Annotated in this window: 19 protein-coding genes and 1 pseudogene; 10 read left to right on the top strand and 10 right to left on the bottom strand. The window is 49.5% G+C overall.

Translation table 11 applies throughout. From position 1 onward, the window contains the following. Window positions 1-16: 16 nt before the first annotated feature. The 5 genes from DESTI_RS06705 to DESTI_RS29760 form a co-directional block, all read right to left on the bottom strand. Window positions 17-994, bottom strand: coding sequence for an alpha-ketoacid dehydrogenase subunit beta (locus DESTI_RS06705; RefSeq protein WP_014809206.1), 978 nt, complete (start codon window positions 992-994; stop codon window positions 17-19). A 4-nt stretch (window positions 995-998) separates the two neighbouring features. Further along, on the bottom strand, window positions 999-2,060 hold the full coding sequence (gene pdhA / locus DESTI_RS06710; RefSeq protein ID WP_014809207.1) for a pyruvate dehydrogenase (acetyl-transferring) E1 component subunit alpha: 1,062 nt from the start codon (window positions 2,058-2,060) through the stop codon (window positions 999-1,001). Further along, a complete protein-coding gene (lipB, locus tag DESTI_RS06715; RefSeq protein WP_041286022.1) occupies window positions 1,996-2,736 on the bottom strand; it encodes a lipoyl(octanoyl) transferase LipB in 741 nt (246 codons plus the stop codon). Before lipB ends, pdhA begins: the two co-directional genes overlap by 65 nt. Before the next feature lie 403 nt (window positions 2,737-3,139). Continuing rightward, window positions 3,140-3,292, bottom strand: a complete 153-nt coding sequence (locus DESTI_RS29755; protein ID WP_014809209.1) for a DUF3309 family protein — start codon at window positions 3,290-3,292, stop codon at window positions 3,140-3,142. A 215-nt stretch (window positions 3,293-3,507) separates the two neighbouring features. After that, complete coding sequence (locus DESTI_RS29760) at window positions 3,508-3,675, bottom strand: DUF1328 domain-containing protein (RefSeq protein WP_014809210.1); 168 nt, start codon at window positions 3,673-3,675, stop codon at window positions 3,508-3,510. 557 nt (window positions 3,676-4,232) lie between these two features. On the opposite strand from DESTI_RS29760, the gene DESTI_RS06725 reads away from it, so the two are divergent. Then, window positions 4,233-4,571 (top strand): DUF3795 domain-containing protein, encoded by a 339-nt coding sequence (locus DESTI_RS06725; protein ID WP_014809211.1) that lies wholly within the window; start codon window positions 4,233-4,235, stop codon window positions 4,569-4,571. A 165-nt stretch (window positions 4,572-4,736) separates the two neighbouring features. Here the strand turns inward: DESTI_RS06725 and DESTI_RS06730 are convergent, their stop codons facing one another. After that, the gene (locus tag DESTI_RS06730) at window positions 4,737-5,672 is read right to left on the bottom strand and encodes an MBL fold metallo-hydrolase (RefSeq protein ID WP_014809212.1); all 936 of its coding nucleotides are present in this window, start codon (window positions 5,670-5,672) and stop codon (window positions 4,737-4,739) included. A gap of 68 nt (window positions 5,673-5,740) precedes the next feature. Further along, window positions 5,741-6,022, bottom strand: coding sequence for a hypothetical protein (locus tag DESTI_RS06735; protein WP_014809213.1), 282 nt, complete (start codon window positions 6,020-6,022; stop codon window positions 5,741-5,743). A gap of 471 nt (window positions 6,023-6,493) precedes the next feature. Here DESTI_RS06735 and treY point away from each other — a divergent pair, with 471 nt between their 5' ends. The 6 genes from treY to DESTI_RS06765 all read left to right on the top strand — a co-directional run bounded on the left by treY (window position 6,494) and on the right by DESTI_RS06765 (window position 15,701). Continuing rightward, window positions 6,494-9,283 (top strand): malto-oligosyltrehalose synthase, encoded by a 2,790-nt coding sequence (gene treY, locus DESTI_RS06740; protein ID WP_014809214.1) that lies wholly within the window; start codon window positions 6,494-6,496, stop codon window positions 9,281-9,283. A gap of 50 nt (window positions 9,284-9,333) precedes the next feature. Further along, window positions 9,334-10,008 carry a DUF5752 family protein gene (locus DESTI_RS06745; RefSeq protein WP_014809215.1) on the top strand — a complete coding sequence of 225 codons (675 nt, stop codon included), beginning with the start codon at window positions 9,334-9,336 and terminating at the stop codon, window positions 10,006-10,008. Further along, on the top strand, window positions 10,008-11,288 hold the full coding sequence (locus tag DESTI_RS06750; protein ID WP_014809216.1) for a glycosyltransferase: 1,281 nt from the start codon (window positions 10,008-10,010) through the stop codon (window positions 11,286-11,288). The genes DESTI_RS06745 and DESTI_RS06750 overlap by 1 nt, the downstream gene beginning before the upstream one ends. Before the next feature lie 176 nt (window positions 11,289-11,464). After that, entirely contained in the window at window positions 11,465-13,534 is a 2,070-nt protein-coding gene (locus DESTI_RS06755) for a lytic transglycosylase domain-containing protein (protein ID WP_041286023.1), read from the top strand. A gap of 447 nt (window positions 13,535-13,981) precedes the next feature. Further along, entirely contained in the window at window positions 13,982-14,455 is a 474-nt protein-coding gene (locus DESTI_RS06760) for an ImmA/IrrE family metallo-endopeptidase (protein WP_157212110.1), read from the top strand. Further along, window positions 14,448-15,701 carry a hypothetical protein gene (locus tag DESTI_RS06765; RefSeq protein WP_014809219.1) on the top strand — a complete coding sequence of 418 codons (1,254 nt, stop codon included), beginning with the start codon at window positions 14,448-14,450 and terminating at the stop codon, window positions 15,699-15,701. Before DESTI_RS06760 ends, DESTI_RS06765 begins: the two co-directional genes overlap by 8 nt. 164 nt (window positions 15,702-15,865) lie before the next feature. On the opposite strand, the gene DESTI_RS06770 is transcribed toward DESTI_RS06765, so the two are convergent. Genes DESTI_RS06770 through DESTI_RS06780 form a run of 3 tightly spaced genes read right to left on the bottom strand, consistent with a single transcriptional unit; the run spans window position 15,866 to window position 19,456 of the window. Then, a complete protein-coding gene (locus tag DESTI_RS06770; RefSeq protein ID WP_157212111.1) occupies window positions 15,866-16,489 on the bottom strand; it encodes an indolepyruvate oxidoreductase subunit beta in 624 nt (207 codons plus the stop codon). Next, window positions 16,486-18,396, bottom strand: coding sequence for a thiamine pyrophosphate-dependent enzyme (locus DESTI_RS06775; RefSeq protein ID WP_014809221.1), 1,911 nt, complete (start codon window positions 18,394-18,396; stop codon window positions 16,486-16,488). The genes DESTI_RS06770 and DESTI_RS06775 overlap by 4 nt, the downstream gene beginning before the upstream one ends. Window positions 18,397-18,400: 4 nt before the next feature. Continuing rightward, on the bottom strand, window positions 18,401-19,456 hold the full coding sequence (locus tag DESTI_RS06780; RefSeq protein WP_014809222.1) for a Coenzyme F420 hydrogenase/dehydrogenase, beta subunit C-terminal domain: 1,056 nt from the start codon (window positions 19,454-19,456) through the stop codon (window positions 18,401-18,403). A 1,293-nt stretch (window positions 19,457-20,749) separates the two neighbouring features. On the opposite strand from DESTI_RS06780, the gene DESTI_RS06790 reads away from it, so the two are divergent. The 3 genes and pseudogenes from DESTI_RS06790 (at window position 20,750) to DESTI_RS06800 (ending at window position 24,143) form a co-directional block, all read left to right on the top strand. Continuing rightward, window positions 20,750-21,244, top strand: a complete 495-nt coding sequence (locus DESTI_RS06790) for a VOC family protein (RefSeq protein WP_014809224.1) — start codon at window positions 20,750-20,752, stop codon at window positions 21,242-21,244. Between the two features lie 660 nt (window positions 21,245-21,904). After that, a pseudogene (locus tag DESTI_RS06795) lies at window positions 21,905-22,845 on the top strand (IS110 family RNA-guided transposase). A 296-nt stretch (window positions 22,846-23,141) separates the two neighbouring features. Then, the gene (locus DESTI_RS06800) at window positions 23,142-24,143 is read left to right on the top strand and encodes a hypothetical protein (RefSeq protein ID WP_014809225.1); all 1,002 of its coding nucleotides are present in this window, start codon (window positions 23,142-23,144) and stop codon (window positions 24,141-24,143) included. Window positions 24,144-24,294: the final 151 nt, after the last annotated feature.

Here is a 24,294-nt window from a genome sequence, read left to right on the forward strand (position 1 = left end):
CTCCTCCTGCAACAATTTAGAACTGCACAGTTTCATGGATAGCCCGAACTACCTGTTCCGTATCGGGATAGTTGTACTCCTCCAATTTGGCCAATGGCGCGGTGATGTCGTTTCCGGTGACTCGGCGAATAGGAGCAAGGAGAGACAAGAGGCACCGTTCGCTTACCTGAGCGACGATTTCCGCACCGACACCGAAAGATCGAGGAGCTTCATGACACACAATGAGCCGCCCTGTTTTCGTAACCGACTCCACGATTGCGCCGATGTCGAAAGGCCAAATAGTGCGCAAATCGATTACTTCTGCTTCAACTCCCTCAGAAGCCACATGTTGAGCGGCCTTTTCACACACGCTTACCATTCCTCCGTACGTGACGATCGTGATGTCGTGACCTTCACGAACCAGTCGTGCCTGACCGATTGGAACTGTGTGGCGTCCCTCGGGCACTTCCTCTTTAAAGAGGCGGTACAAGCGTTTCGGTTCGAAGTAAATCACCGGGTCCGGATCCTCGATTGCGGACGTGAGGAGTCCTTTGGCATCCGACGGAGTCGCCGGGATCACCAGCTTCAGACCGGGAATATGCGTGAACAGAGCTTCCGGGGCATCCGAATGATGTTCCAGCGCTCGGACACCAGCTCCGTACGGCGCACGTATGACCAGAGGAACCCCGTAACCCCCTTGCGATCTCTTGCGCAAACGTGATGCATGGCTGTAAATGTGATCGTACGATTTGAATATGAATCCTTCGAATTGAATCTCCGCAATGGGTCTCATACCGTAAATAGCCATGCCAATTGCAGAACCGACAATTGTGCTTTCCGCGAGCGGAGTGTCAATGACTCTCATGGGGCCGAATTTTTCGAGGAGCCCAACTGTGGCTCTGAATACTCCTCCATCGACTCCCACATCTTCTCCAAGCACGACTATCCTGTCGTCCTGCTCCATCAATTCGTGCAAGGTTCTATTGATAGCCTCAACCATTGATAAGCGTGCCATGTTCCTACCCCTCATCCTTGCCGGTGCGCGCCAGCAGCAGTTCTCGTTGCTCGCGCAGGTTCCACGGCATTTCAGCATAAATATGTTCGAACATTTGTGTAGGCTCGGGCTGCGGGAGTGCCTCAAAATCCTGAACTGCTTTCTCCACCTGAGCGCTCAGCTCTGAAAGAAGTTCATTTTCCTTAGTGTCGTCCCATCCGTGATGAGCCATAAGGAACTTTCGTAGTCTATCGATGGGGTCTCGGGCACGCCAGACAGCCACTTCCTCTTCGGTACGATATCGGCTCGCATCGTCAGAGGTGGTGTGATCGTCTATACGGTACGTCACCAGTTCCACGAGGGAAGGTTTGTATTCAGCACGAGCTTCGTCCAGGAGTCGTTTTATCGTGAGGTAGACCGCAAAGACGTCGTTTCCATCTACCCGAGCACCATTTATTGCGTACGCACAGGCTTTCTCTGCAAGAGTTTTAGTTGCGGTCTGATGCGCCACTGGAACGGAAATAGCCCACGCATTGTTTTGAATGACGAAAACTACAGGCAGTTTGTATACTCCAGCGAAATTAAGGCTTTCGTGAAAGTCGCCTTGAGATGTGGAACCATCCCCGGAGCTAGACATAACCGCGATTTTGTCGCCCCGCATTTTGGCTGCAAACGCAAGCCCTACCGCGTGGCATAGATGAGAACCAACGGTAATACAAACCGGAAGCATGTGGGAATCGCCTGGAGGTGCAGCTCCCCGTTCATCACCGCCCCAGTATTGAAACAATTTCACCGGGTCCACACCTCTTGTGAACATCGCTCCATATTCACGAAATGCCGGGCAAAACCAGTCATCGGGTCTGAGGGCCATTCCCATTCCGATATTTGCCGCTTCCTGTCCCCGCACCGATGCAAGAGTCCCCAGGCGGCCCTGGCGCTGTAAACTGAGAGCTTTTGTGTTCCACAAACGTGTAAACACCATAAGACGATACATTTTGAGGCGATCGGCCTCGGAAATTCCCTCAATAGCTTTTGGATCGGCATTCCCTTCCGGATCCATTACTTGAATCAACTGCTCTTTGTCCATATGCGCCGTCTCCCATTTTTCCCAGATGCTCCGTAATGGATGCTATTCTCTCGCGAAGCACCTGAGTGTTATTTGTCGATTCTCGTTGAAATATCGAAGCAAATTTTTCGCTTATCTGATTCATCACGGTTTCGCGTGACGGAGCGAACCCGAGAGATTCTTCCAGAGTCGTTAATTGCACCCCCTCTAATCCGCAGGGCCTCACGTACGAGGCCGGCGAAAAGTCTCCTTCCAGATTAATTGCAAAACCGAAGCTTGTCACCCATCTACTTACCCGGACTCCCATGGAGACAATCTTCTTATTTCCTAACCAGAGCCCCACGTGAGCGGCTGAATCGCGACGACGACGGACGGAAAGCCCAAAATGCTGCAAAGTCTCCATTCCGACTCTTTCGAGCCGGTTCATGTAAGCAGGAATATCCCGTTCCCGAGACCCGAGTTTCATGACAGGGTAGCAAACGAGTTGACCGGTCCAATGATACGTGATCCCCCCCCCTCTCACGGACCTGACGAAAGCAATTCCCTCCTTGTCCAAGCGTTCCATGGGAACGAGCAGATCCTTGGGGTGACTGCTGGCTTTATCCTTGAGACCGACACTGATGGTTTTCGGATGAGAGAGAAACAACAGAACATCGGGAATTCCATCTGCAAGACGGAGATCTCGCAGTTCAGCCATAAACAGCTCCGTATCGCAAACCGAAATGCAGCCCAGATGTGCACGAAAAAAAGAATTAAACGTTGACATTACAATCCACACACTTTCAATTTTAGGAAGATTCTATCAGCACAACTCATTTGACAAACCTCTCGCAATATAGTTTATACCCGCCCCTGCATGAGGGAAAGGAGGGAAACAAATTGTTTTGACGGTGTTTCAACGAATCTTCATCGAATCTCGATCAGGTTGGATCACTGCTTCGGACGCACTCAGCGAGAAGATGGTTTTATGCTGCGGGATGAATGAGAACACGCGGCTCGAACCCTATGGACTGTTGACGGACATGCTGTTAAGCACAATAACTATACGTGAACGATTGCATAGGGTCTCAGCCGTGTGTGAGTGGTGCATGTCGTGCGTGTTAGATCATTCCGAATACCAATAAAAGCAGAATGATAATCAAGACCAGGCTCAAACCTCCACTAGGGTAATACCCCCAACCTCGGCTGTACGGCCAAGCAGGCAAAGCCGCTATGAGCAAAACGAGTAAAACGATCAACAACAATGTTGACATAGGAAATCTCCTCTATATTCAAATTTTTCTTTTCGTATTAATGGATGCGGGCGAGCGTAAATTCTCGGCCGTGTCGGAGGCATTCTGTCGAGTTCGCTGCTCGACCTATTCTTCGACTCTTCGGCCAATGGGAGACCAGGCCGCAGTTTTCCACTCGGACGAGACTCAGTCTCGAACACCAGGTGCAGGCAAGAATGTCTTCCAAAATCGGAGCGCTATACCGGTGGTCTTCGCCATCCTGAGACGAGCGATACCAAAAAGAGCACCAGGAAGACGACAAACAGGATTTTGGCGATTGTAGCCGCTGTTCCCGCTATTCCGCCAAAGCCCAGAGCACCGGCTACTAACGCTATGATGAGAAACACGATTGCCCAATACAGCATGAGAACACCTCCTCGTGACGGAATCGTCAAAAATTGCGAATCCGTCGGGACGGTCCGTTTCATGAAGAGCGGAAGCCGTTGGAAACCAGCGTCAATTTTTACGTAGTCATTCGCGCTATTCTGTCTCTACAGCAATTCCTGCCAGGCTACACGGCTTCTTCATTTTCGCCCGAATCAATTTCACTCTACCGGCCCGTGACAGTGCCTTCTTTTTTTCAAAAAGCACATACTTAGTACGTCAAAGACCGTTGAGAAAAAGTTCCGGAATCCCGAAATGTTGGTAAATATTGAAGTGAATTATGCCAATGTGCATTCAAAGAAGTAACATCTGGCAAATCCGGTCCCGGCATGTCTCCGAAGCGAAGTCAGGCGGTGCCGTTCGTAGCGAAGGATACCTCCAACCTGCCAGATTACAAAAAGAAAAGCGAATCGGTATCAGTTGTGCTATAGAAGTTGAGGGTACGACATTTTGCTCTCAATGCTAAATCGCATTATACCGAAAAAGTATGGTTAACCTCAGTTATCCAAGTACATATTGTGGGAGAGGAGAATAATTCATGTCCGGAATGATAGCGTGTTGTGGTCTTGTTTGCTCCAGTTGTCCCTCTTTTCTGGCAACACAGAACGACGATGACGTTGCCAGAGCAAAGACCGCAGCTTTGTATGCCGAGAAATTCGGCTTGAATTTCAAGCCCGAAGAGATCAACTGTGACGGATGCCTGACAACTGGCGGCAGACAGATAAGTTACTGTCGAGTTTGTAAGATTAGAGAGTGCTGCATCGAAAAAGGCCTGACCAACTGTGCATCCTGCGCGGGGGCACCTTGCGAGGATCTCCTGGCATTTCACAAGTTCTCGCCTGAGGCGAAGGCTTCTTTCGATGCACTGAAAAAGTAAATCAAATAACGATTCTATCTCAGCTCGCGTAGGATGTGATGAGCGAAGCGAATCGCATCGGTCGCGAAAGACCTTGATTGATGCGGTTCACCCGCGCGGATCGCGGGCTCACAGCATCCTACGCTGGCTAAATTGAGATTCTATCTCAGTCTGATAGCGAATTGTTCATTTCTTAGCTTCGGGTTGTGGCAGGTACTTGGCTCTCAAATTGAACTCAACCAGCTTCGGCAACTCGGAGCGTTGTTGGTCAGGAAGACGTCTGATGATTTCCTGAGCGATAGCCGGCGCATCCTGAGCCGATTTTCCGGAGCAAAGGGAGCGAGCCAGAGTATCGAATTCGCGCATGTACGTTTTCATTGCCTCGAGGTCGCTCTTGCCTGCAACCGGACCATGTCCCGGAACGATCTTCGCCGCGGGGGTGCCCTGGAGTTCGACGAGCACCTTTTGCCAGTTGTCGAGGTCGCCTTCTCCCAGGAAAGGGTGATAACGGGAGAAAAGAATGTCACCCAAGAAAATCACGTTGTCTTTGGGTACGTAGACCGTGATGCTGTCATTCGTATGGGTCGGGCCGGGATAGCGCAATTCTACAGTGACATCTCCCAGATCGACGGTCATGGAGTCCGTGAATGTGATAGTCGGAGCCTGTACCGTCGTGCCTTCCAGGTCCTTGGTCGTCAGACCGAAAACCTCAGGGTTTGCCAGTGTTTTTGCTGCTTCCGCTATGTGCGGACGAGTATTGGCGTGTGCGATCACAACTGCCCCCAGCTTGACGAACTGGCAATTACCCCATGCGTGGTCCAGGTGATAATGGGTGTTGACCACGTACTTCACCGGCTTGTCTGTCACCTTACGTATGTCGGCCAGGAAGCGGTCAGCTTCTTTCGCAGAAACGAGCGTATCGACTACCAACGCGGCATCTCGGCCAACGATCAGGCCGGTGTTCGCTCCGAAACTGTTGCCGGCAGGTGATGCGTTCTTAATGTCGACATAGCCGTATACATGATCGGAAATCCGTTGCAGACCGGGTTGTTCGCCTGCAAGAACAGATGAGCAAACAGCCAGATAGAGAACCGCTACGCATTTGAACACTTTGAATTTCATGACAACCTCCCCAGGAGGCACGTAATTGCACTCCGTGCCTGACCTACTGTGCAGGATCTTATGCGGGATTATGCGGCGGCCTTGCCATCTTGAGCCTCTTGGGGCAGCCGAAAGCGGCTCGGGATACCTCGGCTGACCCCTATAGGGTATCCGCTGCCAGTCCCACGGGACCGAACGCAGGCAAAAACCGTCACGTTGATGAAAGGGGCCCCTTTGTCCTTGTTCTGACCGTACCTCACCGCCCACCGCCCGGTCAACAGTTTTTCCGGTCGCGCGTCATCCGAACACAGCGCGGTAGTGTCCAGCCAAAGAGAATGCTGAAGCCGCATGGACATACCATCGCGGACCATTATAAGCGACTCTCACGTGGAAAAAAACACTCTACGCTTGTTCTGTCATCGACCCAACATAATCCATGTATTTGCGATAGAGGAAAATCCGTCCTTTTGAAGAGGTCCATATATTCCTGTAAACAATTTGTCGTCGAAAATATGAAGCCGTTTGCCTGAAAGCATAGATTCAACTCATCTCTTCTGGAGAAGAAAACTATGAGTCCTGATTACTTTTGCACCTAATACGGATTGGCCAAAGAACAATGCAATTAAAATGAATACGAAGTAGTTCTTGGCATCATGGTTGCAAAAATAAGCTGTTTGCAGTTAAACTATGTCATGGCATCAACCGCATACTCGGGTTGACGCGTGCTCGAATCATTGCTGCGTACAACGATACAGTTTTCCCGGTACTATTCACAATTAGCGGCCTCGATCCGGGAAAAGCCCCTTCCAACCCAAGCGGTCTGCTAGGAATGAGGAGAGTCCATGAACATCCCGTCAGCAACTTATCGTATTCAGTTCACTCCCTCGACCGGTTTTTCGGATATCTCCGGGATATTATCCTATTTAACCGATCTGGGGATAACCCACGTGTACGCTTCTCCGGTCTTTCAGGCAAAAAAGGCCAGCGATCATGGGTACGATGTGGTGGACCCGAATCGACTGAATCCGGAATTCGGCACGGAGATAGATTTTGCATCTCTCATCGATACGCTGCGACTTCACGGCATGGGATGGATACAGGACATCGTTCCGAATCATATGGCGTACGATCAACACAATACCATGCTCATGGACATCCTGGAGCATGGGAGTTCCTCGCAGTATTTCAAGTACTTCGACATTGAATGGGATCATCATCTGGAAGGACTGAAAGGTCGACTTTTAACGCCGTTCCTGGGAAGTCATTTCGGAGAAGCGCTGGAATCGGGCGAAATAAGCATTATTTACGGTCGGGACGGACTTGAAGTGGCCTATTACGATTTGAGATTTCCCGTTCGCCCGGGAACCTATGACAGTCTTCTCACGTACCGCTTGGAATCGTTACGCAATACTCTTGGGGAGGAGCATCCGGATTTCATCAAACTGCTCGGGATTTTGTACGTCATCAAGACATTGCCCCAGGTGCAGAGTGAGGAAAGATATCATCAAACCACGTTCATCAAGAGAATGCTCTGGGAACTGTATCGCGGGAATTCTCACATAAAAGCCTTCATTGAGACAAATCTGCGCATATTTAACGGGCAGAATGACAATTCTGACAGGTTCGGCCTCATTGAGAGCCTTCTATCCGAGCAATTCTACCGGTTGGCGTACTGGAAAGTCGCCACCAAAGAGATAAATTATCGGCGATTTTTCAATATTAACGGGCTGATTTCATGTTGCGTCCAGGACCCTGTCGTTTTCGAAGACACGCACGCGTACACCATGGAACTCGTCAACAACGGAATCTTTTCGGGCCTCAGGATAGATCACGTGGACGGGCTGTACGATCCTCTGGAATACCTCGTCCGATTGAGAGAAAAAGTGCCGGATGTGTACATCGTAGTGGAAAAGATTTTGCACCCGGATGAGGCTCTGCCGAATTCATGGCCCATTCAGGGAACAAGCGGCTACGACTTTCTCAATATTATGACGCAATTGTTCTGCAATCCGGATAACGACGCAACAATTACGAAGATCTACGCCGATTTCTCCGGCATTCGGGAACCTCTCAGAGAAGTGGTGAGACACACCAAGAGAGTGATCGCCGAGGAGCACATGGCCGGAGACGTGGACAACCTTGCTCAATTGTTGAAACGCATTTCAGGCCGCGATAGACACGGTAGCGATATTACGCTCCAGGGATTGCACCGGGCAATGACCGAAGTGCTCATCGAATTTCCCGTATATCGATCCTACGTGAGTAATTCGAGTTTCAGCGAAAGCGACAGGCACTACATATCCGAAGCTCTGGGAAAAGCGATGGCCCGGAGTCCCGGTCTGAAGTACGAACTCGAATTCCTCAAGCGATTTCTTCTTTTGGAGTATCCCGATTATCTCTCTGATGACGAGCGAGCAGAGTGGCTCAGGTTCACAATGAAATTCCAGCAATTCACGGGTCCGCTGATGGCTAAAGGTTTTGAAGATACTGCATTGTATGTTTACAACCGGCTCCTGTCTCTGAACGAAGTAGGTGGAGTGCCGGATCGCTGTGGAATATCTACCGACGACTTCCACAGGTTCATCGGCAGACGGCGGGAATCGTGGCCTTACTCCATGAATGCAACCGCGACGCATGACACAAAACGTGGTGAAGACATGCGGGCGCGGATTAGCGTTCTTTCAGAGTTTCCCGATGAATGGGAAACGGAACTCAAGAAATGGCACGGCATCAATGTAGACAAAAAAAGGACCATTTCAGGGAAAAGAGTGCCTGACAAGAACGACGAATATTTCCTCTATCAAACCCTTGTTGGAGCATTTCCGTTCGATGATGCAGAAATTCCGGAGTTTACCGAACGAGTCAAGGAGTACGTGGTCAAAGCAGTGAGAGAGGCCAAAGTGCATACTGAATGGATCAGGCCCGACACTGCATATGAAGAGGCGTACCTTGCATTCGTGGATGATATTCTTAAACCGGACAGTGATTTTCTGGAATCGTTCTTGCCCTTTCAGAGGAAAATCGGCCATTACGGCATACTCAACTCGCTTTCCCAAGTGGTCCTGAAGGCTACTGCGCCGGGCGTAGCAGATTTTTACCAGGGGAGCGATTTATGGGATCTGAATCTTGTCGATCCCGATAACAGACGTCCGGTGGATTACCTGAAAAGACGGCATATGCTTACGGAACTAAGGCAAAAGGGTGTTCAGGGCGTTCGAAAATTAACTGAAGAGTTGATACACACCAAGGAAGACGGTCGGATAAAGTTGTTTTGCATACACAAGCTCCTTGCCGTAAGACGATTAATGCCCAACCTCTTTCTAAAAGGAAGTTACCTCCCGCTGAAAACAGCAGGTGTGTTCGGTGACAGAATAGTAGCTTTCGCGAGAGGGTATGAAGACAGATGGGGAATAACGATTGCTCCGAGACTCTTATCCGCTGTCGTCCCGGCAGACGAACTTCCTCTGGGGAAAAAAGTCTGGCAGGATACGACGGTTATTTTACCGAACGATTTGCCTGATGAATGGAGAGACTTTCTCACAAACAGTGAAGTGCATGCAATAGATGGAGCCCTTTCCGTGGGAGAAGCGCTCGCTGCTTTTCCTGCAATTTTGTTGATAAACGAGAATTAGCATTAACGAGCTTTGAATTCGCACAAACGCAATTTGTTAAGGGGAGTGAAATGGCAGATCAACAAAATAACATTGGGCCTTTTGCCCTGAAGGACTGTTCGCTGGTTGCAATTGCGACCGGAGAAAAAGCCCAAAACCTGAGAGAAATGAGAGACAGGCTTATCAACATACATCCGGGAAGCATTTATTACCATTTCTGGGGAGGCTTGCTCAGGTCTCGCTTCGATGACCCGCAATTTAACAATGAATTCGCCGTGTGGTCACATTATGCGCTGCACGACGATATTCTTGCCGAACGATTGGCGGTAATAGATCCCACCGATTTTCTGGATCTGGAATCCTTGAGACAGGAATTGTTGGAAGTAATCGAACAACGGCTGGAAGAAATTGAGCGTCCGATCTGGGTTCAAGCTGACCTTCAATTTCATTTCATCCGCTCTGAAATTGTCGTATTCGATACGGGTGTGTTGATTGACGATGCGCCGGGCCTGGCAGAATTCGTACCGAAGATGGCGCTGGGCAGCATCTTCTATCATTTCATAGACGCGCGTCGGAGAACCCCCGCCGGATTGGACGATTTCCGTTCGTGGTTGGGCTGTCTCGAAGAAACTCACGAGGAATTGTGCCACGCTTTGGCAGCAGTCGATCCTTATTTCACGACATTATCCGAGCTTCGCACCGAGCTCGATGGAGTATTCGGTCAATTTTTCCGGAGGTCTGCTTAATGCTCACAATTCAGGACTATGCCGCAGTAACGGGCCAAGATGTCATCAATCACCTTTGGCAACTTGCTCAACCAATACAGGGAATGAAAGTCGTTCACGTGAACTCCACCCGAATCGGAGGTGGGGTCGCTGAAATCCTCACAAAACTTGTTCCTTTGAAGAAGGAGCTAGGAATCGACGCTCGATGGGAGGTTATTGCCGGAAATGACCGTTTTTATGAATGCACGAAGAATTTTCATAACGGTCTTCAAGGAAAAGAGGTTCCGCTCAGTGACACGCTCCTGGCTGCATATGAAGAAGTAAATAAAGATAATGCGGAAGAAATGCGCTCTGTGCTGGAGGAGGCGGATATCGTTTTCATCCACGATCCTCAACCGCTTCCTCTTTTGGAATGGTGTCCGAATCGAAAAGGAAAATGGATCTGGCGCTGTCATATCGATCTGAGCCACCCCCATCGACCGGTTTGGAAATATCTCAGAAAATATGTCCTTGGTTACGATGCAAGCATTTTCTCATTACCGGATTTTGCACAATCGTTGCCGCACAATTTGTATCTGGTAGCACCGAGCATCGATCCATTGAGCGAGAAGAATATGGATCTGGATGCAAAGGAAGTGCTCAAGACACAGCTCCAGTTCGGGATCGATCCTGAACGACCGATGGTGCTTCAGGTTTCCCGCTTCGATAGGTTTAAAGATCCGGTGGGAGTGATCCAGGCATACAGGTTGGCAAAAACGTTTGTGCCTTCTTTGCAACTGGTCCTTGCAGGGGGAGGAGCGACCGACGACCCTGAAGGAGAGGCGGTACTCTCGCAGGTCCGTGCTGTGGCTCACGACGATCCGGACCTGTACATTCTGCTCCTTGCTCCCGATGCGCACAGGACTATCAACGCGCTGCAAAGGGCTGCCGATATCGTGATTCAGAAGTCCGTGCGGGAAGGGTTCGGACTTACCGTGACTGAAGGCCTGTGGAAAGCGAAACCGGTAATTGGCGGCAACACCGGAGGCATCCGTCTCCAGGTCTTGAACCATCATACGGGATTTCTCGTAAGCACGCCTGAAGGAGCGGCTCTCCGCATCCGCTATCTTCTGAAGCGTCCCGAAAAGATTTATGAAATGGGACGAAAAGCAAGGGAGTTCGTGCGGGAAAATTTCCTTATTACTCGACAGTTGAAGGAGCATTTGAGCCTCATGGTGTTCCTCGGAATAGGACGATCCGAACGATTGGAACTCGAGATGAAGTCGGCAGAGAGTACTCCCTGGATGTTTCAAGCAGTATAGGGTATACCGCACATAGAGATAAAACCGAGTGGACTGACACATGCCGGTCCACTCACCACACGGGATGTATTAGAGCCTTGTTTTGCCACGTATACGGATATCTCTACAATTCCGATTGTAATCTTGCGTAATACATGAGAATTGTTATCATGGTGTGACCTGGGGAGAGGAATGCCTTGAAAGAAGGTTTGATGATTGCCGTTCTTACAGTTCTTTTGCTGGTCTTGATTCCCGCCCATTGCTTGTCTGCTCCTTCACAAGTACCTGTTGATGCAGATTCGTGCTTTATACAAGGGAAAAAATTCCTGGACGAGGGGCATCTACAGAACGCGAAAACAGCGTGGGAAAGAATTCTTTCCGACCCCGTGTACGGAGGTCCCGCGTACCTCCTCATTGCCAGAGCAGAGCTGAAGAAAGGCGATGCCGCTGCTGCAGAGGCAACCCTCGGCAAAGCTTCCAAAGAGATGCAAAACGGACCGTACGCTCAGGCCGTACGCGAGATGCTTCTGGAGCTTCTCTGTAAGCGCAATTGTTCTGAAGCGGTGCCTTTAATCGAAAAGACGATCTCCAACAGGTCTGACAAGCTAAAAATTTCGCTTACTCTAAAACTCGCGGACCTGCAACGGAACCTGGGCGATTATAAAAACGCAGCCAAGCACTATCAGTGGCTCTATTTGCAGCATCCTGCGTCGCTTGAAGGTCTCAGAGCGGCAGATGGCCTGCACAAAATGGAGCTTGAGGGAAAAATCGCGAAGCTTACGTTTTCACAAACCGACCAGCTTGCCCGGGCCACGCGTCTTTATAATAAGGGGCGATTCGATCTCGCTGCAGACGTGTATCAACTACTGCTCAAGACGAAACCCGAAGATACTGCCATGCTCCTGAAGTTGGCCCGATGTCGATACAAGGGCCGACAGAATGAAAAGGCAATCGCTCTTCTGAACGAACTCATGAAGAAGAAAATGTCGGATGAGGATCGAATGGAGGTGCTGTATCTGCTGAGCCTTTTGCACTGGCGTCTTGACAAGGACAAGGAATTTCAAACCTATTCCAAAAATCTGGTGGACAAGGGAAATATCAAACTCAAACGGAAAGCCCTCTTCAATCTCGGTGCCCACAGTTTCGAAAAGGGAGCGTACGCGGAAGCAGATCAGTATTTCAAGAAGCTTCTCGATACCAATCCCGAGATCTCCACGAAAGTGGATGTGAATTGGAAAAGAGCCTGGATCAAATACTGGAACGGGAAGTATGCAGAAGCAGCCGACACTTTCCGTGAAACGAGACAAATGTCATCAGGGGAGCGCATTGAGTCGGCATCGAAATACTGGCAAGCCCGAGCCCTGATGCAGGCCGGTAAATGGAACGATGCCGAGTCGCTTCTTAAAGATCTCGTCAAGGCCAATCCGGTCGATTATTACGCTCATGAGGCTCAGGCCATTCTCCATGCGAAAGGCTCGACATTCGAGAAGAACTCCACCTCGAGTTTTCCGGATGTTGGTATTTCCCCGGTTCTTGCTTCGGACAAATACATTATGGCTGCAATGAAGCTCATGGACTGCGGTTTGTACGAATTTGCGTTGATGCAGGTGCAGATGTTGCCCAAAGCGACGAGATCGCTGCAATCCGTCAGTCTTCTTATTGCCAGAGCCGCTTATGGTGCGGAAAAATATCATGAAGCACGGCAGATCCTGATTACCGCTTTTGGATCTATTGCATACAATCCTCCAGACAATGCTCCTGCGGAATTCACCGAAATAGCGTTTCCCAGGATACATTTCTCTCAGACCATGAAATACGCGGAGAAGCACTCGGTAGACCCACATCTCGTGTGGGCGATAATTCGCCAGGAAAGCGCATATGACCCGGATTCCGTTTCTCCGGCGGGAGCGCTCGGGCTTATGCAAGTCACTCCGGCAGCAATAGGACTCACCAGAATTCACGGAAAGATTCCTGCAAAATCCATCCAGGATGTACTCGATCCTGACCGCAATATCGCTTATGGGACCAGTATTCTGGCGAAAAATCTCAAGAAATTTAAGGGAAACCTGGTCCCTGCAGTCGCGTCTTACAATGCCGACGAAAACAAGGTGAGAAGCTGGCTGCGAAAACGGGGAAAAATGAAGCAGGACGAGTTCATCGACAACATTCCGTATTTTGAGACGAGGATGTATGTGAAGAAGGTCCTTGCCGGGTACAAAGCATACAGTACGCTCCACAGGAAGAAAGATCTGTCCGGATTGTGGTAAGCCCCCAATTCCACTATATACAATCTCACTTATTGATTGTATTAGGGCCGCATAGAGGCAGCCAGCCCGCTGACTCAGCGTAGGGACTGGCGCTCGCGTAGAGCCAAATCATTCCATTGATTTGGTTCTACTGTTGCGACAAATGTTCTGCTTCCGGAAGCGTTTTTCAGCTTAGGCTCATAGGTCTTCATCATTTTGAAAATTCATTGACTCTGTGCAGAGGAGCGCGTATGATCTCCTTCAACGAAAAAGCTGAACCTTGCCAATATCATCCTTTATAACTGATCCGATTAACCCTTGCAGAAGAAAGAAACTTGATGATAAACTTATTAAACGGCTTCATAGTCCTCTTCATCCAGGGAAAAGGGTGATCTCATGGGTAAACGAGTATTTTACGGCGGCACTTATGGAGATATCGAGGAGCTAACCGCAAGACTTCGAGATATCGTGAAGAAGAAAATGGCCGGAGAAAACCCTGAATTCGAAAAAAACCATCCTGGTGCCAGGGAAATGCTCGAGTGGATAGTGAGGAGACTTGGTGGAAGAATTCGTAACCTGAATCCTTTTGAAGAAGCTGAAAATGGAAGCGGATCTCTCGTCGTAAATTCAGATCGAACATTTACAATATTTCTATCCCCGTACACTTCCATTTTGAGAGACAATTTTACGATAGCTCACGAGTTGGGCCATTATTTTCTACACTATAAAGATGAGGGGGAAGAAACAGTAGTCTTCAATCGCTACGGCTCTGATGTTTTCGAATGGGAAGCAAATAGATTTGCCGCTGCCTTGTTAATGCCGAAAGAAGAGTTCAAACAGGCTGTCCAAGTATTCAACGGTAATCTGTCTGCTGTTGCAGGTCATTTCGAAGTCTCAGTGGCAGCGGCAGATGTGAGAAACGGTTACATACATAATGTATGATGCTGAAAACCGAACTGAAAGCAAAGTCAGATTATTCTTGAGCGTGGATATTTCAGGTTCCACCGCTTTGAAAAACGACCGTAATCACACAAAACTGGTTAATACATATATAGACCGCAAGAAAATTTTTCAAAAATTATCGGACCGGAAATCGGATGATCAGCCACACATTGAGCTGCAAAAATTCCGTTTAGATGATAGCGATGATTGCATACGGGCCATTCTTTATGACTGGGCAATTGAAAATTATGATTGGGCTGAAATCATCAAAGACCGCCTGAAAGGTTTTCACGGTACATTTCAAAAAGCGATTGAAAAAAGAGAAGAGATAAAGGATCTCGTCAGCTCGGAGGGTTTAGATAATTTTCTCTGGAAGGCTGTCGGTGATGAGTTCATCTATGTTTTCGAAATTTCTGGATACGAGCAGTTACACAAGCTCGTTGTATGTTTTCTTTGGGCTTTATACAGATGTGACAAACAAGAAATAGAAAAAGGGCTGATCAGGTTCAAAGCGAGCGCTTGGGTTGCTGGATTTCCCATACGAAACCGCAAAATCCAGTTTCACGGCCCTGAATTGTATGTCGCGGTACTCGATAGTGCCAACAAACAATTTCAACATCAGTGTACTGAAACTGAGTCATGTAATGCCCCTACTGATTGTCCAAAATTCAAACCGCACAATTGGCCAAAGACAGACTACTTAGGACCCGAAATAGATACCGGATTTCGCGTTGGTAAGCATACGTATCCAGGCATAATGGTCATTTCTTTGGAACTTGCCCATATGTTGGGTAAGACTGATAAAGACCTACAGCAGGTGCGGGGTGTTATTGTGGGTTGGGAGAAGTTGAAAGGAGTCTGGAATAACAAACCTTATCCGATCATATGGATTACATTGCCAGAGAACTATCCAGCTGACTACCAGCCCTTTAGTCAATTCTCGGAATCAGCTACCGATGATAATAGATTTGTAAGAAAATGGAAAAAAGAGGTCGATAATGGTTTGAAGCAAATAGGGAAAATCTCAGAATCAATAAAGAGAGCTAGAGCTGAACTCTCGGACGGTCTCGGGATAGTTGAACCATATTTAAAAGGTCTAGATCCGCTTCCAGCGGATCACAAGCTCATTTTGGACATAGTCAAAGTCCTTTATCGCGGCGATGCCGGTGATCAAAATAAAGACCCCCAGAAACCTGAAACCAATGAGGATAAGTCTTCAGCCGAGGAGAAGCTAAAAAGGCTTTGAAATCCCGCTCCAGCCTGTCAAGTCACTTCTCTTACTGCATCGGTGTATGCGCCTGCAAGTCTACTTTGGTTTCTGGAGTTACTAATATCCATCAAGCGCGTCTCAAGCGGAGCTTTATGGCGCCACCAAATAGCCGACGGTCTTTGTGTACTTGTACTTTTCGGCTAAATGTGTGGAGTCGTTGCAGCTAAATCTTTTCCCGCTGCAAAAGCCTGAAGGTTTATCCCCACTTTATTTTCAGAGAGAACTTCGCTGATTGCTTTCCCGAGATTGCTTTCCGTAATGGGAAGCATTCCTCCGTAGGATACTGCTCCAAGCATGACAATATTGGCCAGTATGGGGTTGCCCATTTCCAGCGCTTTCTCCGTCGCGTCCAGGAAGAATGTTCTGCCCGCGAGTCCTTTGATTTTCTGCAATAATTCCCCGACATTCGGATAAGCTACCGAGCCGCTTGTCACGTCGATGGAGTATACCGGACGCGTGTTCACCACAGCCACAGTATCGCGATTTCCGTAATGTGCCAGCACCCGAGCGGCTTCGCTGGGCTCCAGCGCGATAATGAGGTCTGCAGCTCCGGGGGGAATTAACGGCCCGTACTGGCGAACACGGGAAATGCGCACATGGCTCATTACCGAGCCGCCACGCTGGGAGGCTCCGTATGTTTCGCCTATGGTTACCTTGTATTTTTGTTCGACGAGAATGGCTCCGATGAGTTGTGAGCCCAGGACGTTTCCTTGACCGCCGACTCCGGCAATGATGATGTTGTACGGGTCCTTGAGCATGATCATGCCTCTTCTCTGATGATAGCCCGTGCAGGACAGATATCCGCGCAAACCCCGCAACCGGCGCATATGGCTTCGTCAATCTTGGATTTGGCCGAAGCTTTGTCCCAAATCAACCCGGGACACTTGAAAACTCTCGTGCACAGACGGTCGCAGCCGCAGTTCTCTCCGATGCATTTTTCAGGATCGACCCTCAGTTTGTACCGGGGCTTGCCTTTTCTGGCACTCACCAGAGCACACTCATGCCTGAGCACTAGTGCTTTCGGGCCCGACTGCTCCTGGATCAGATCAAAAATTGTTCGGGATGTCTCCTCCAGATCGAACGGGTCTCGGATTGTTGTGTCCATGCCTATCGATCTGCACACATCTTCAATCGGGATAGAAACTGCAGGCGTTCCCATGGCGCTCACAGGGCTGCCCGGATGAGGCTGAAAACCGGTCATTGCGGTGGCGCTGTTGTCCAGAACAATCAGAAGAAAGTGTGAGCCTGAATGGACGGCATTTATCAGACCGGGTACGACGGCATGAAAGAACGTGGAATCTCCGCATACTGCCAGACTGGGTTGAGTGACTCCCAGCTCTGCAAACTTGCCGAACCCGCATGCCATACCGGTTCCGGAACCCATAGCATGAAGCGTCTTCAACTGAAAGAAGCCCGTGGAGAATATCCCGAGGGAATAACATCCGATGTCACCGAAAAGAACAGCGTCTCTGCCATCCAAAATCAAGGCCTTCTTGATCGCCCAGAGAGAACTGCGGTGTGGGCATCCTGCGCAGAAAGCAAGAGACCTGGAAGGAGCATAGTCTGCAAGGGCTTCTTGGGCTCTGACTGCATATTCCTCATCATGGTGGGGAAGCGGAGCACCGCTTATTTTTGAGAGTACTCTCAACACCAGTTCGGGTGACAGCTCTCCAGTTGAAGGAATGTGTCCGGAATTCTTTCCCATGAATTCGATTGCCGGGAGTTGTCTGTTATGGAAGGCATACAGTGATGCGACATTATTCTCCAAAACCGGATCGACTTCTTCAAGGAACAGCACCTTCTCGGTACGTTTTAGCGTTTTAAAGAGGAGTTCCTTGGGAAGAGGCCATGTTGTTCCGATCTTCAGGATTCCGGTTGTTGCTTCCAGCCCGAGCAGCTCAACCGCCTCCTTGGCGAAAAACCAGCCTGCGCCGCACGTAATTACGATGAGTTCCGGGTTATCCGGACCTTCGTAGAAGTTGAAAGCGCTGTCCTGCAGTATCACCTCGGCCTGGGAAAACCGGCGATGAAGAACCGGATGAGAAGCGGAACTGGGCATGGGACAGAACGGTTTGGACGTGTCGAAATGGGGCGAAGGTAAAACCGCCGGCAAAGGCCCGAGCACCACATTACCCCGAGCGTGGGATATCCTGGTGACACTGCGGATCATCACCACATTTCCGATACGTCGAGAAAGATCGAAGGCCTGGAGCGTCATTTCTTTCGCTTCTTGAAACGTCGAAGGCTCCAGGAGTGGTATGTCCGCAAGCTTTGCGTAAATCCGCGAATCTTCCTCGTTCGTACTGGAAATCCCAGAAGGATCGTCTGCAACCACCATGACGAGAGCGCCTCGGATGCCGGTCAAGTTCAGGTTCAGCAGGAAATCCGAGGCAACGTTAAGACCGTTCTGTTTCATGGCCACAAGCGCATTCATGTTGGAACAGGCTGCAGCCGCGGCTATTTCCAGTGCCACTTTTTCGTTCACCGACCATTCGACGTACATTCCCTGTTCAGGGGCAACACCGGCGAGGGAAGCGATAATCTCGGAGCTTGGATTTCCTGGATACGCAGTAGCCACCTGAACCCCTGCTTCCAGGGCTCCCCTCGCGATGGCCTCATTTCCCATGAAAAGAACTTCTTTGCCTGGTTCGTTCAGATTGAGAAGCGGCATGGATTCAACTCCGCTCCGACCGACCTTGCGGATCGGTCTCTCGTAGTTTCTTCTTTAAGGCAGCACTTTTGAGATGATGGAGATTCTCGTCAGGAAATGGCTCCAATTCGATCTTCCTCTTTTCTTCAGCCAGTTTGATAAGATTGCTTCCCGTTGTTGTGCGGACGAGCACCGTATTCCAACCCGGTCTGCCTTCGTACATGCCAACCGAAACGTCGGCAAATTCGGATGTCATGTCACCGCATACGGTGCAGGCTTTCTGGATAAATTGACGTACATTGTCCAGCGGTATCTCTATGGTCTGATTTTCTGCAGTATAGGCTATCAAGAGATTGGCAGGGGGAGGGGGAATATCGAATTTCTTGACCGCGTGACCTTTCAGTTCCGCGTGCAGAAACGGCAGAAGCTCTCTCACGGAGAGTGCCCAATTACAGAAAAGTCCTACAACCAGGCTCAAACGCTCCTGCAAATGTTCGTTCTTGAGATCGAGCAGGGCCATTTTTCGGATGGCTCGCACCTGACAGGGCAGCCCGACAATCCCAATTCGGTCAAATCCCCGATCGAGCGCATCCCGTAGCGCTTCCAACGTATGAGCACCAACGAATTTGGATCCCGAGCAGTTCATTACGGCATGTCGGTCAGTTGCCACTATCCCACACGGAAAGCCGTCATCAGCAGATGATGTCAGTACCGCGGCCTGGATGATTCCTTCCTCCAGGGCTGCACTTACGAGCGAAGTCACCACACCTCCGCCCTGAGCGATGGAGCGGACTTCCGGTGCACAGGACCGCGCGGCAGTCGACTGGATCACATTTCCAATCCCGGAATTATCGTATGCTGTACCGAAGAGAGCCGGACCGGCTGCCTGGGGATCGAAGAATGTCATGGGACAGTAAGCATGACATCTTCCTTTTTCCACAGTGCATGTATCCAACTTAACGGTTTTTCCTTTAAATTTGGTAAGGTAAGGGCATCGGCCGACGCATGCGCCGCATGCTGCGCAGAGGCCGTTCTCCAGGACACTGCGATTCAACTCTTCCAGCCCCGAAATCTCATGCATGAGACGCTCCATAGAGATTCTTTCCGAAAAGTTTCAGGAAAACAGATCTCGGTGTTTGCCAATTACGATAGGGTCATGCACTAGATTAACCGATTTTGATGTTTTCAGGAGAACTTTTTTCCGACGACCAAGCAATCAACAACTGGAGAGTTCCGTTCGAGCCTGACCGAAATTGCTTCACGGCTCATCACTTTTTCTAACTTGAACAGATAATCCTTGAGTGAGCTGTTTTATCCATTTACTATTGACATACCAACAAAATGGTTTATTCTGGGTTTGATCGAATGCCTCTCTTATTCGCAAGAATTCAGTAGGTAAGAGATCGCAAGAACCCATGTAGCGCGGACATAGGCGCCGCACACAAGCACATGGGTTTTCTTTTGTCACGCAATCCTCTTCCTCAAGTTTATTTGTCCCAGTCGTCTACCGGGAAAAACGTTGCCAAGAAATAACCATATAGTCCCGGCTCCGGTTCTCCTTCCTTGATGATTACTTTGAAGCACTCACGAGGGCGGTGATTGGCTTTCCCCAATAATACTAGCGAATTATTTCTGTCATTCACTATTGGAGGAACTTCTGAGTTCAATAATAATTCTCTGACACATGGCAAAAATCGGTAACGTCTCGCTTTATTCCAATTTGATTTGTCTCCATTGCGGCGATCTTCCCTGAGCGGATAGCCAATGTCTCTAAATGCAGGCTCAATGTAGACTCTGACGGGGTAGCCGAAACACCGGGTTTCAACATATAGGTTGCGTTCGGAACATTCTTCTCTCCAGCGCCTGATAAATTCATCGGCAATCGGAAGAATTACCTTCGGCTCTGGAATGCTCCTTGCATCGCGTCCTGTTGCGCTTTGGTGCCAGGCACCCCGAAGCCGGCCCATCGGGTACGGGAATATTGTACACTGATAATAGTCTCTTGCCACGATAATCACCTTTGAGCGCTTTTCGGAATGTCAGAGGGGCCATTGCTGGTAACTGATGCAGATTAGGCGTTGATTATCATGGGAATAGTGAGCGAGTCAAGGCGAAGAGTTGAGGAACGCACGCAAGAATTAAGCTTGACTAGAAGCGGAAATTGTGTCATGATCCGCACACACGGCAGACAATCGATTATGTGCAGTTGCGACTTTGTGGAAATACCTTTATAAGGGGTATGCTTCTCTACAAAAGATAGCATTTTTCTAAATAATCGATATTGCTGATTGCTTTTATTTCATTTTTCGGGTATACTTTCCTGGCCTTTTTGAGGAAGGTCGGGGCTGTGATTGGTGTAGGAGGTTCTATTAGCATGAGATTGCCGGCTGGCCACGCTAGAAGGCTCTTTCTTGGTTTTACCTGTTCGATAATGTTTCTTGTGGTGTTCGCTCTTCTAATCGCTCACAATACCGAAGCTGAATCGTCGAATTACACCAGGTCCTCTGTTGACGACTATCCGCTCACTATCGGAATTCCCACTTCAAATCCTGAAACAACCATAAAGTTCTATAAAATGCTTGGTTTCAGAATAACAGAAGGGCTTTCCCGCGGATTAGACATAGTTTGCATGGAAAAAGAAGGCACACCGTACAAACTGGAAATCTGTCACAACAAATTCACCGAAGCGGGACCGCTCTTCGGTGGAGTTTCCGGCATGAGTTTCAAAGTACAGAATCTGAATCATTCAGTCCAGGAACTAAAAAACAGGGGAATGACTTTTCTCGAAACCGACGGATTGAGAGATGGTGTGAAGTACGCATCTCTTACGGATCCCAATGGAATAAGTATTAAACTCTTCGAGCACTGATAATTCCGCACTATTCTGTTTTAAAGAGGGAGATTCCAAAAGGATTCTCCCTCTTTCGTTCTGGACGCCGTTCTTTTCTTCTGCATATAGAATAATTGCCAAAAATTGATCTCCGATTCAAGGTAGAAGTATTGGTGGGTGCCGGCCTCTGTGCCGGCACATCTTTAATATGTTTAATGATATCAGTAGAATGAACCGGCACGGAGAGGCTGTCTCAAAAGTCCAAATTTATCTCAGGTCGTGGCACGATGCTTTGTGCTTCGCTACTTGATGGCGGATGACACAGTTTCTGATCTTTTGAACACCTTGTGCGTTCAATGACGGGTAGGGGCCGGCGTCCCTTGTATGTTTCTGTCCATGAAGTACTGAATCTCTGGAACCGGTACCGAGCTGAGGGGAGGGGCTGATACTGGATCAATGATACGAGGTACTTCAAAAAATAGGACTCTTGGTTGCCAAGATATAAGAGTCCTGATAGAGGGGGGATGCACGTCTGTCAGACTCTCTGCAGGAGTCGGGCAGAGGCACCGGTAGATCGTTCGTCCCTTGGTCCTCTGAGACTGCCCGGCAGCTGGATCACCGGAGGCCTTCGTGTAAAAAGCCCGAACAGTCGCCTGGACTCGTTGAGAAGTCCGTATCCACAAGGGTGGGATGTTACACATGCATGAAGAAGTTTTTGTTGGCATAGATATCTCTAAAGATCAGTTGGATGCGCATGTGCTGCCAAAAGGCATGCACACCACCGTCAAGAATGACACTCAAGGCATCGACTCGCTGATTGAGATCCTCCACGCAGAGACCCCCATGGTAATCGTGATGGAAGCCACCGGAGGCTACGAGATAACCGTTGCGGCCCAGTTAGGTCTCGCCGGCCTGCCGATCGCTGTCGTCAACCCTGGTCAGGTGCGGGACTTTGCCAAAGGCATCGGAAAACTCGCCAAGACAGACGCCATCGATGCTTATGTGCTGGCACGCTTTGCCCAAACGGTTAGGCCCATACCGAAGCCGCTGCCAACGGAGGACGAAAAGCAAATCAAGGAACTCGTAACCCGTTGAAGCAGCTTGTTGATTTGCGTGCATCAGAAAAGAATCGCCTCCATCGAGCCCGTTCCAATCGCGTGCAGCGCAGCATTCAAACGGTCATAGCAGCCCTAGATAAGGAAATCGAAGACATCGATAAAGATGTCGATGACCTTATCAGGAAATCGCCTCTGTGGCGTGAAACAGAGGAACTCCTCCGAACCTTCAAAGGCGTGGGCCCCATAACTGCCAGAGTGCTCATGGCAAAACTGCCCGAACTGGGACATGTCAGCCGTCATGAAATCAGTCGCCTCGTCGGCCTGGCGCCTCTCAACAAAGACAGCGGAAAGAAGAAAGGCAAGCGCGAGATTTCGGGTGGACGGGCGGATGTACGCTCAACCCTGTATATGGCTGCAGTCGCGGCCATAACGTCCAATGTAGTCATCAAGCCTTTCTATCAACGCCTCATTGAGGCTGGAAAACCTTTCAAGGTTGCCATCACGGCTTGTATGCGTAAGATGATCGTCATCCTAAACGCAATGCTCAAGAAAAAACAGCCTTTCCAGGTAGTTTTTCCTTGACAAGAAACACAGTCGCTGCCGGCCCGATTTGTATTTGAAAAATGTGCCGGCACGGAGGCACGGCACCTACCAATTGCCGAGAAGTGCTTTTCGCAAGAGGACACTGTTTTATACACTTGCTACATGCGCATAACCGCGAAATGTATGAGAGCGGCCGGGCTCTTGTTGCTTGACTTTTGAAGCATGACATCCGAGAATGTCTTTAAGAATCCCATCAAACACAATGAAACCGTTTTTATTTCGAGAGCAGTATTTCACCCGAGAAGTTGCTCTTGCCTTACTGAGGAGGGACACGCATGAAAAGCTTGGATGCCTCTCGGCTGCAAGCACTACGAAGCCGTGAAATCATACTCGAAACTCTCGAAGATCGCGTGGTGCTGGATGCTTCCATTCCTGTTGAAGCTTCCCAGGTTGCCTCAGCTCAGGAACAAGCACACGATGACGTGTCAAGCAATGCGGTCGAGCCTCTGGAAGCGATAAACTGGTTCGACGGACAATGGCACTACTACGGTGATGGATGGTGGTATCAGCGATGGCCGAACAACTGGGATTCCTGGTACCATGGACCGCATCAATGGTATGCGCAGGAACTCTCTACAGGCGCATGGTTCTGGTACGACGACGTCGAAAATCGCACATGGGAACCCTGTTGGCAGTGGTACTACGATACTCAGTGGATTTATAACGACAGCATAGGAACCTGGTACTACACGGACAGCAACCACTCTTTCTGGCATGACATTGCCAGCGACACCTGGCTTAAGCAGTCCGGCAGCTCATGGATCGCATGGAATCGAGGGGACACCGGAACTCAGGCAGATCAGATCATCGAATACTGGATTCTGCACTACGTGAACGACATCAGAGTTGCAAACGGCTTACCTGCCTTTGTCTCCAATGCCAATATCGATTGGGTCGGAGAAATCAACACTGACAATATCTGCAATACCCACGTGTTCGCGCATGAAAGCACGGCCTTCCCTGCCGGGTGGCAAACCCTTACCGAGCGCTACGCTCAAGTCGGCTGGACAGGCTGGGGTTCAGGCGGCGATGTGGGAGACAATCTCTATGCCGTTTACTACAATACTATCGGCGATTACAACTGGAACAGTTATTCCGATCTACAGTTGAAAGACATCGCATATGATGTGGTGTACTCTTGGGTTTATGACGATGCTGGTAGCAACTGGGGCCACAGAGCCATAATTCTGAACGAGAATAATTGGGATGTGTTCTATGCGGGTGTTGCGGCGCAAAACGGCGTGGTTACTATGACATTCTCGCAATACAATCTCTGATACAAGTTCGCATCAAGAAGGAAAACCTGGAAGAAACTCCTTGTTTCGCTTCAGAAACCAAAGAGGGCGGCACGGAGGCCACCCACTACCGGCTTGCAGTAGGGCCCGGCGTCTCTGCCGGGCCACTCGGTTTTATCCGTTTATTGGTGCC

This window comes from Desulfomonile tiedjei DSM 6799, from assembly GCF_000266945.1.
Taxonomy (GTDB): Bacteria; Desulfobacterota; Desulfomonilia; order Desulfomonilales; family Desulfomonilaceae; genus Desulfomonile; species Desulfomonile tiedjei.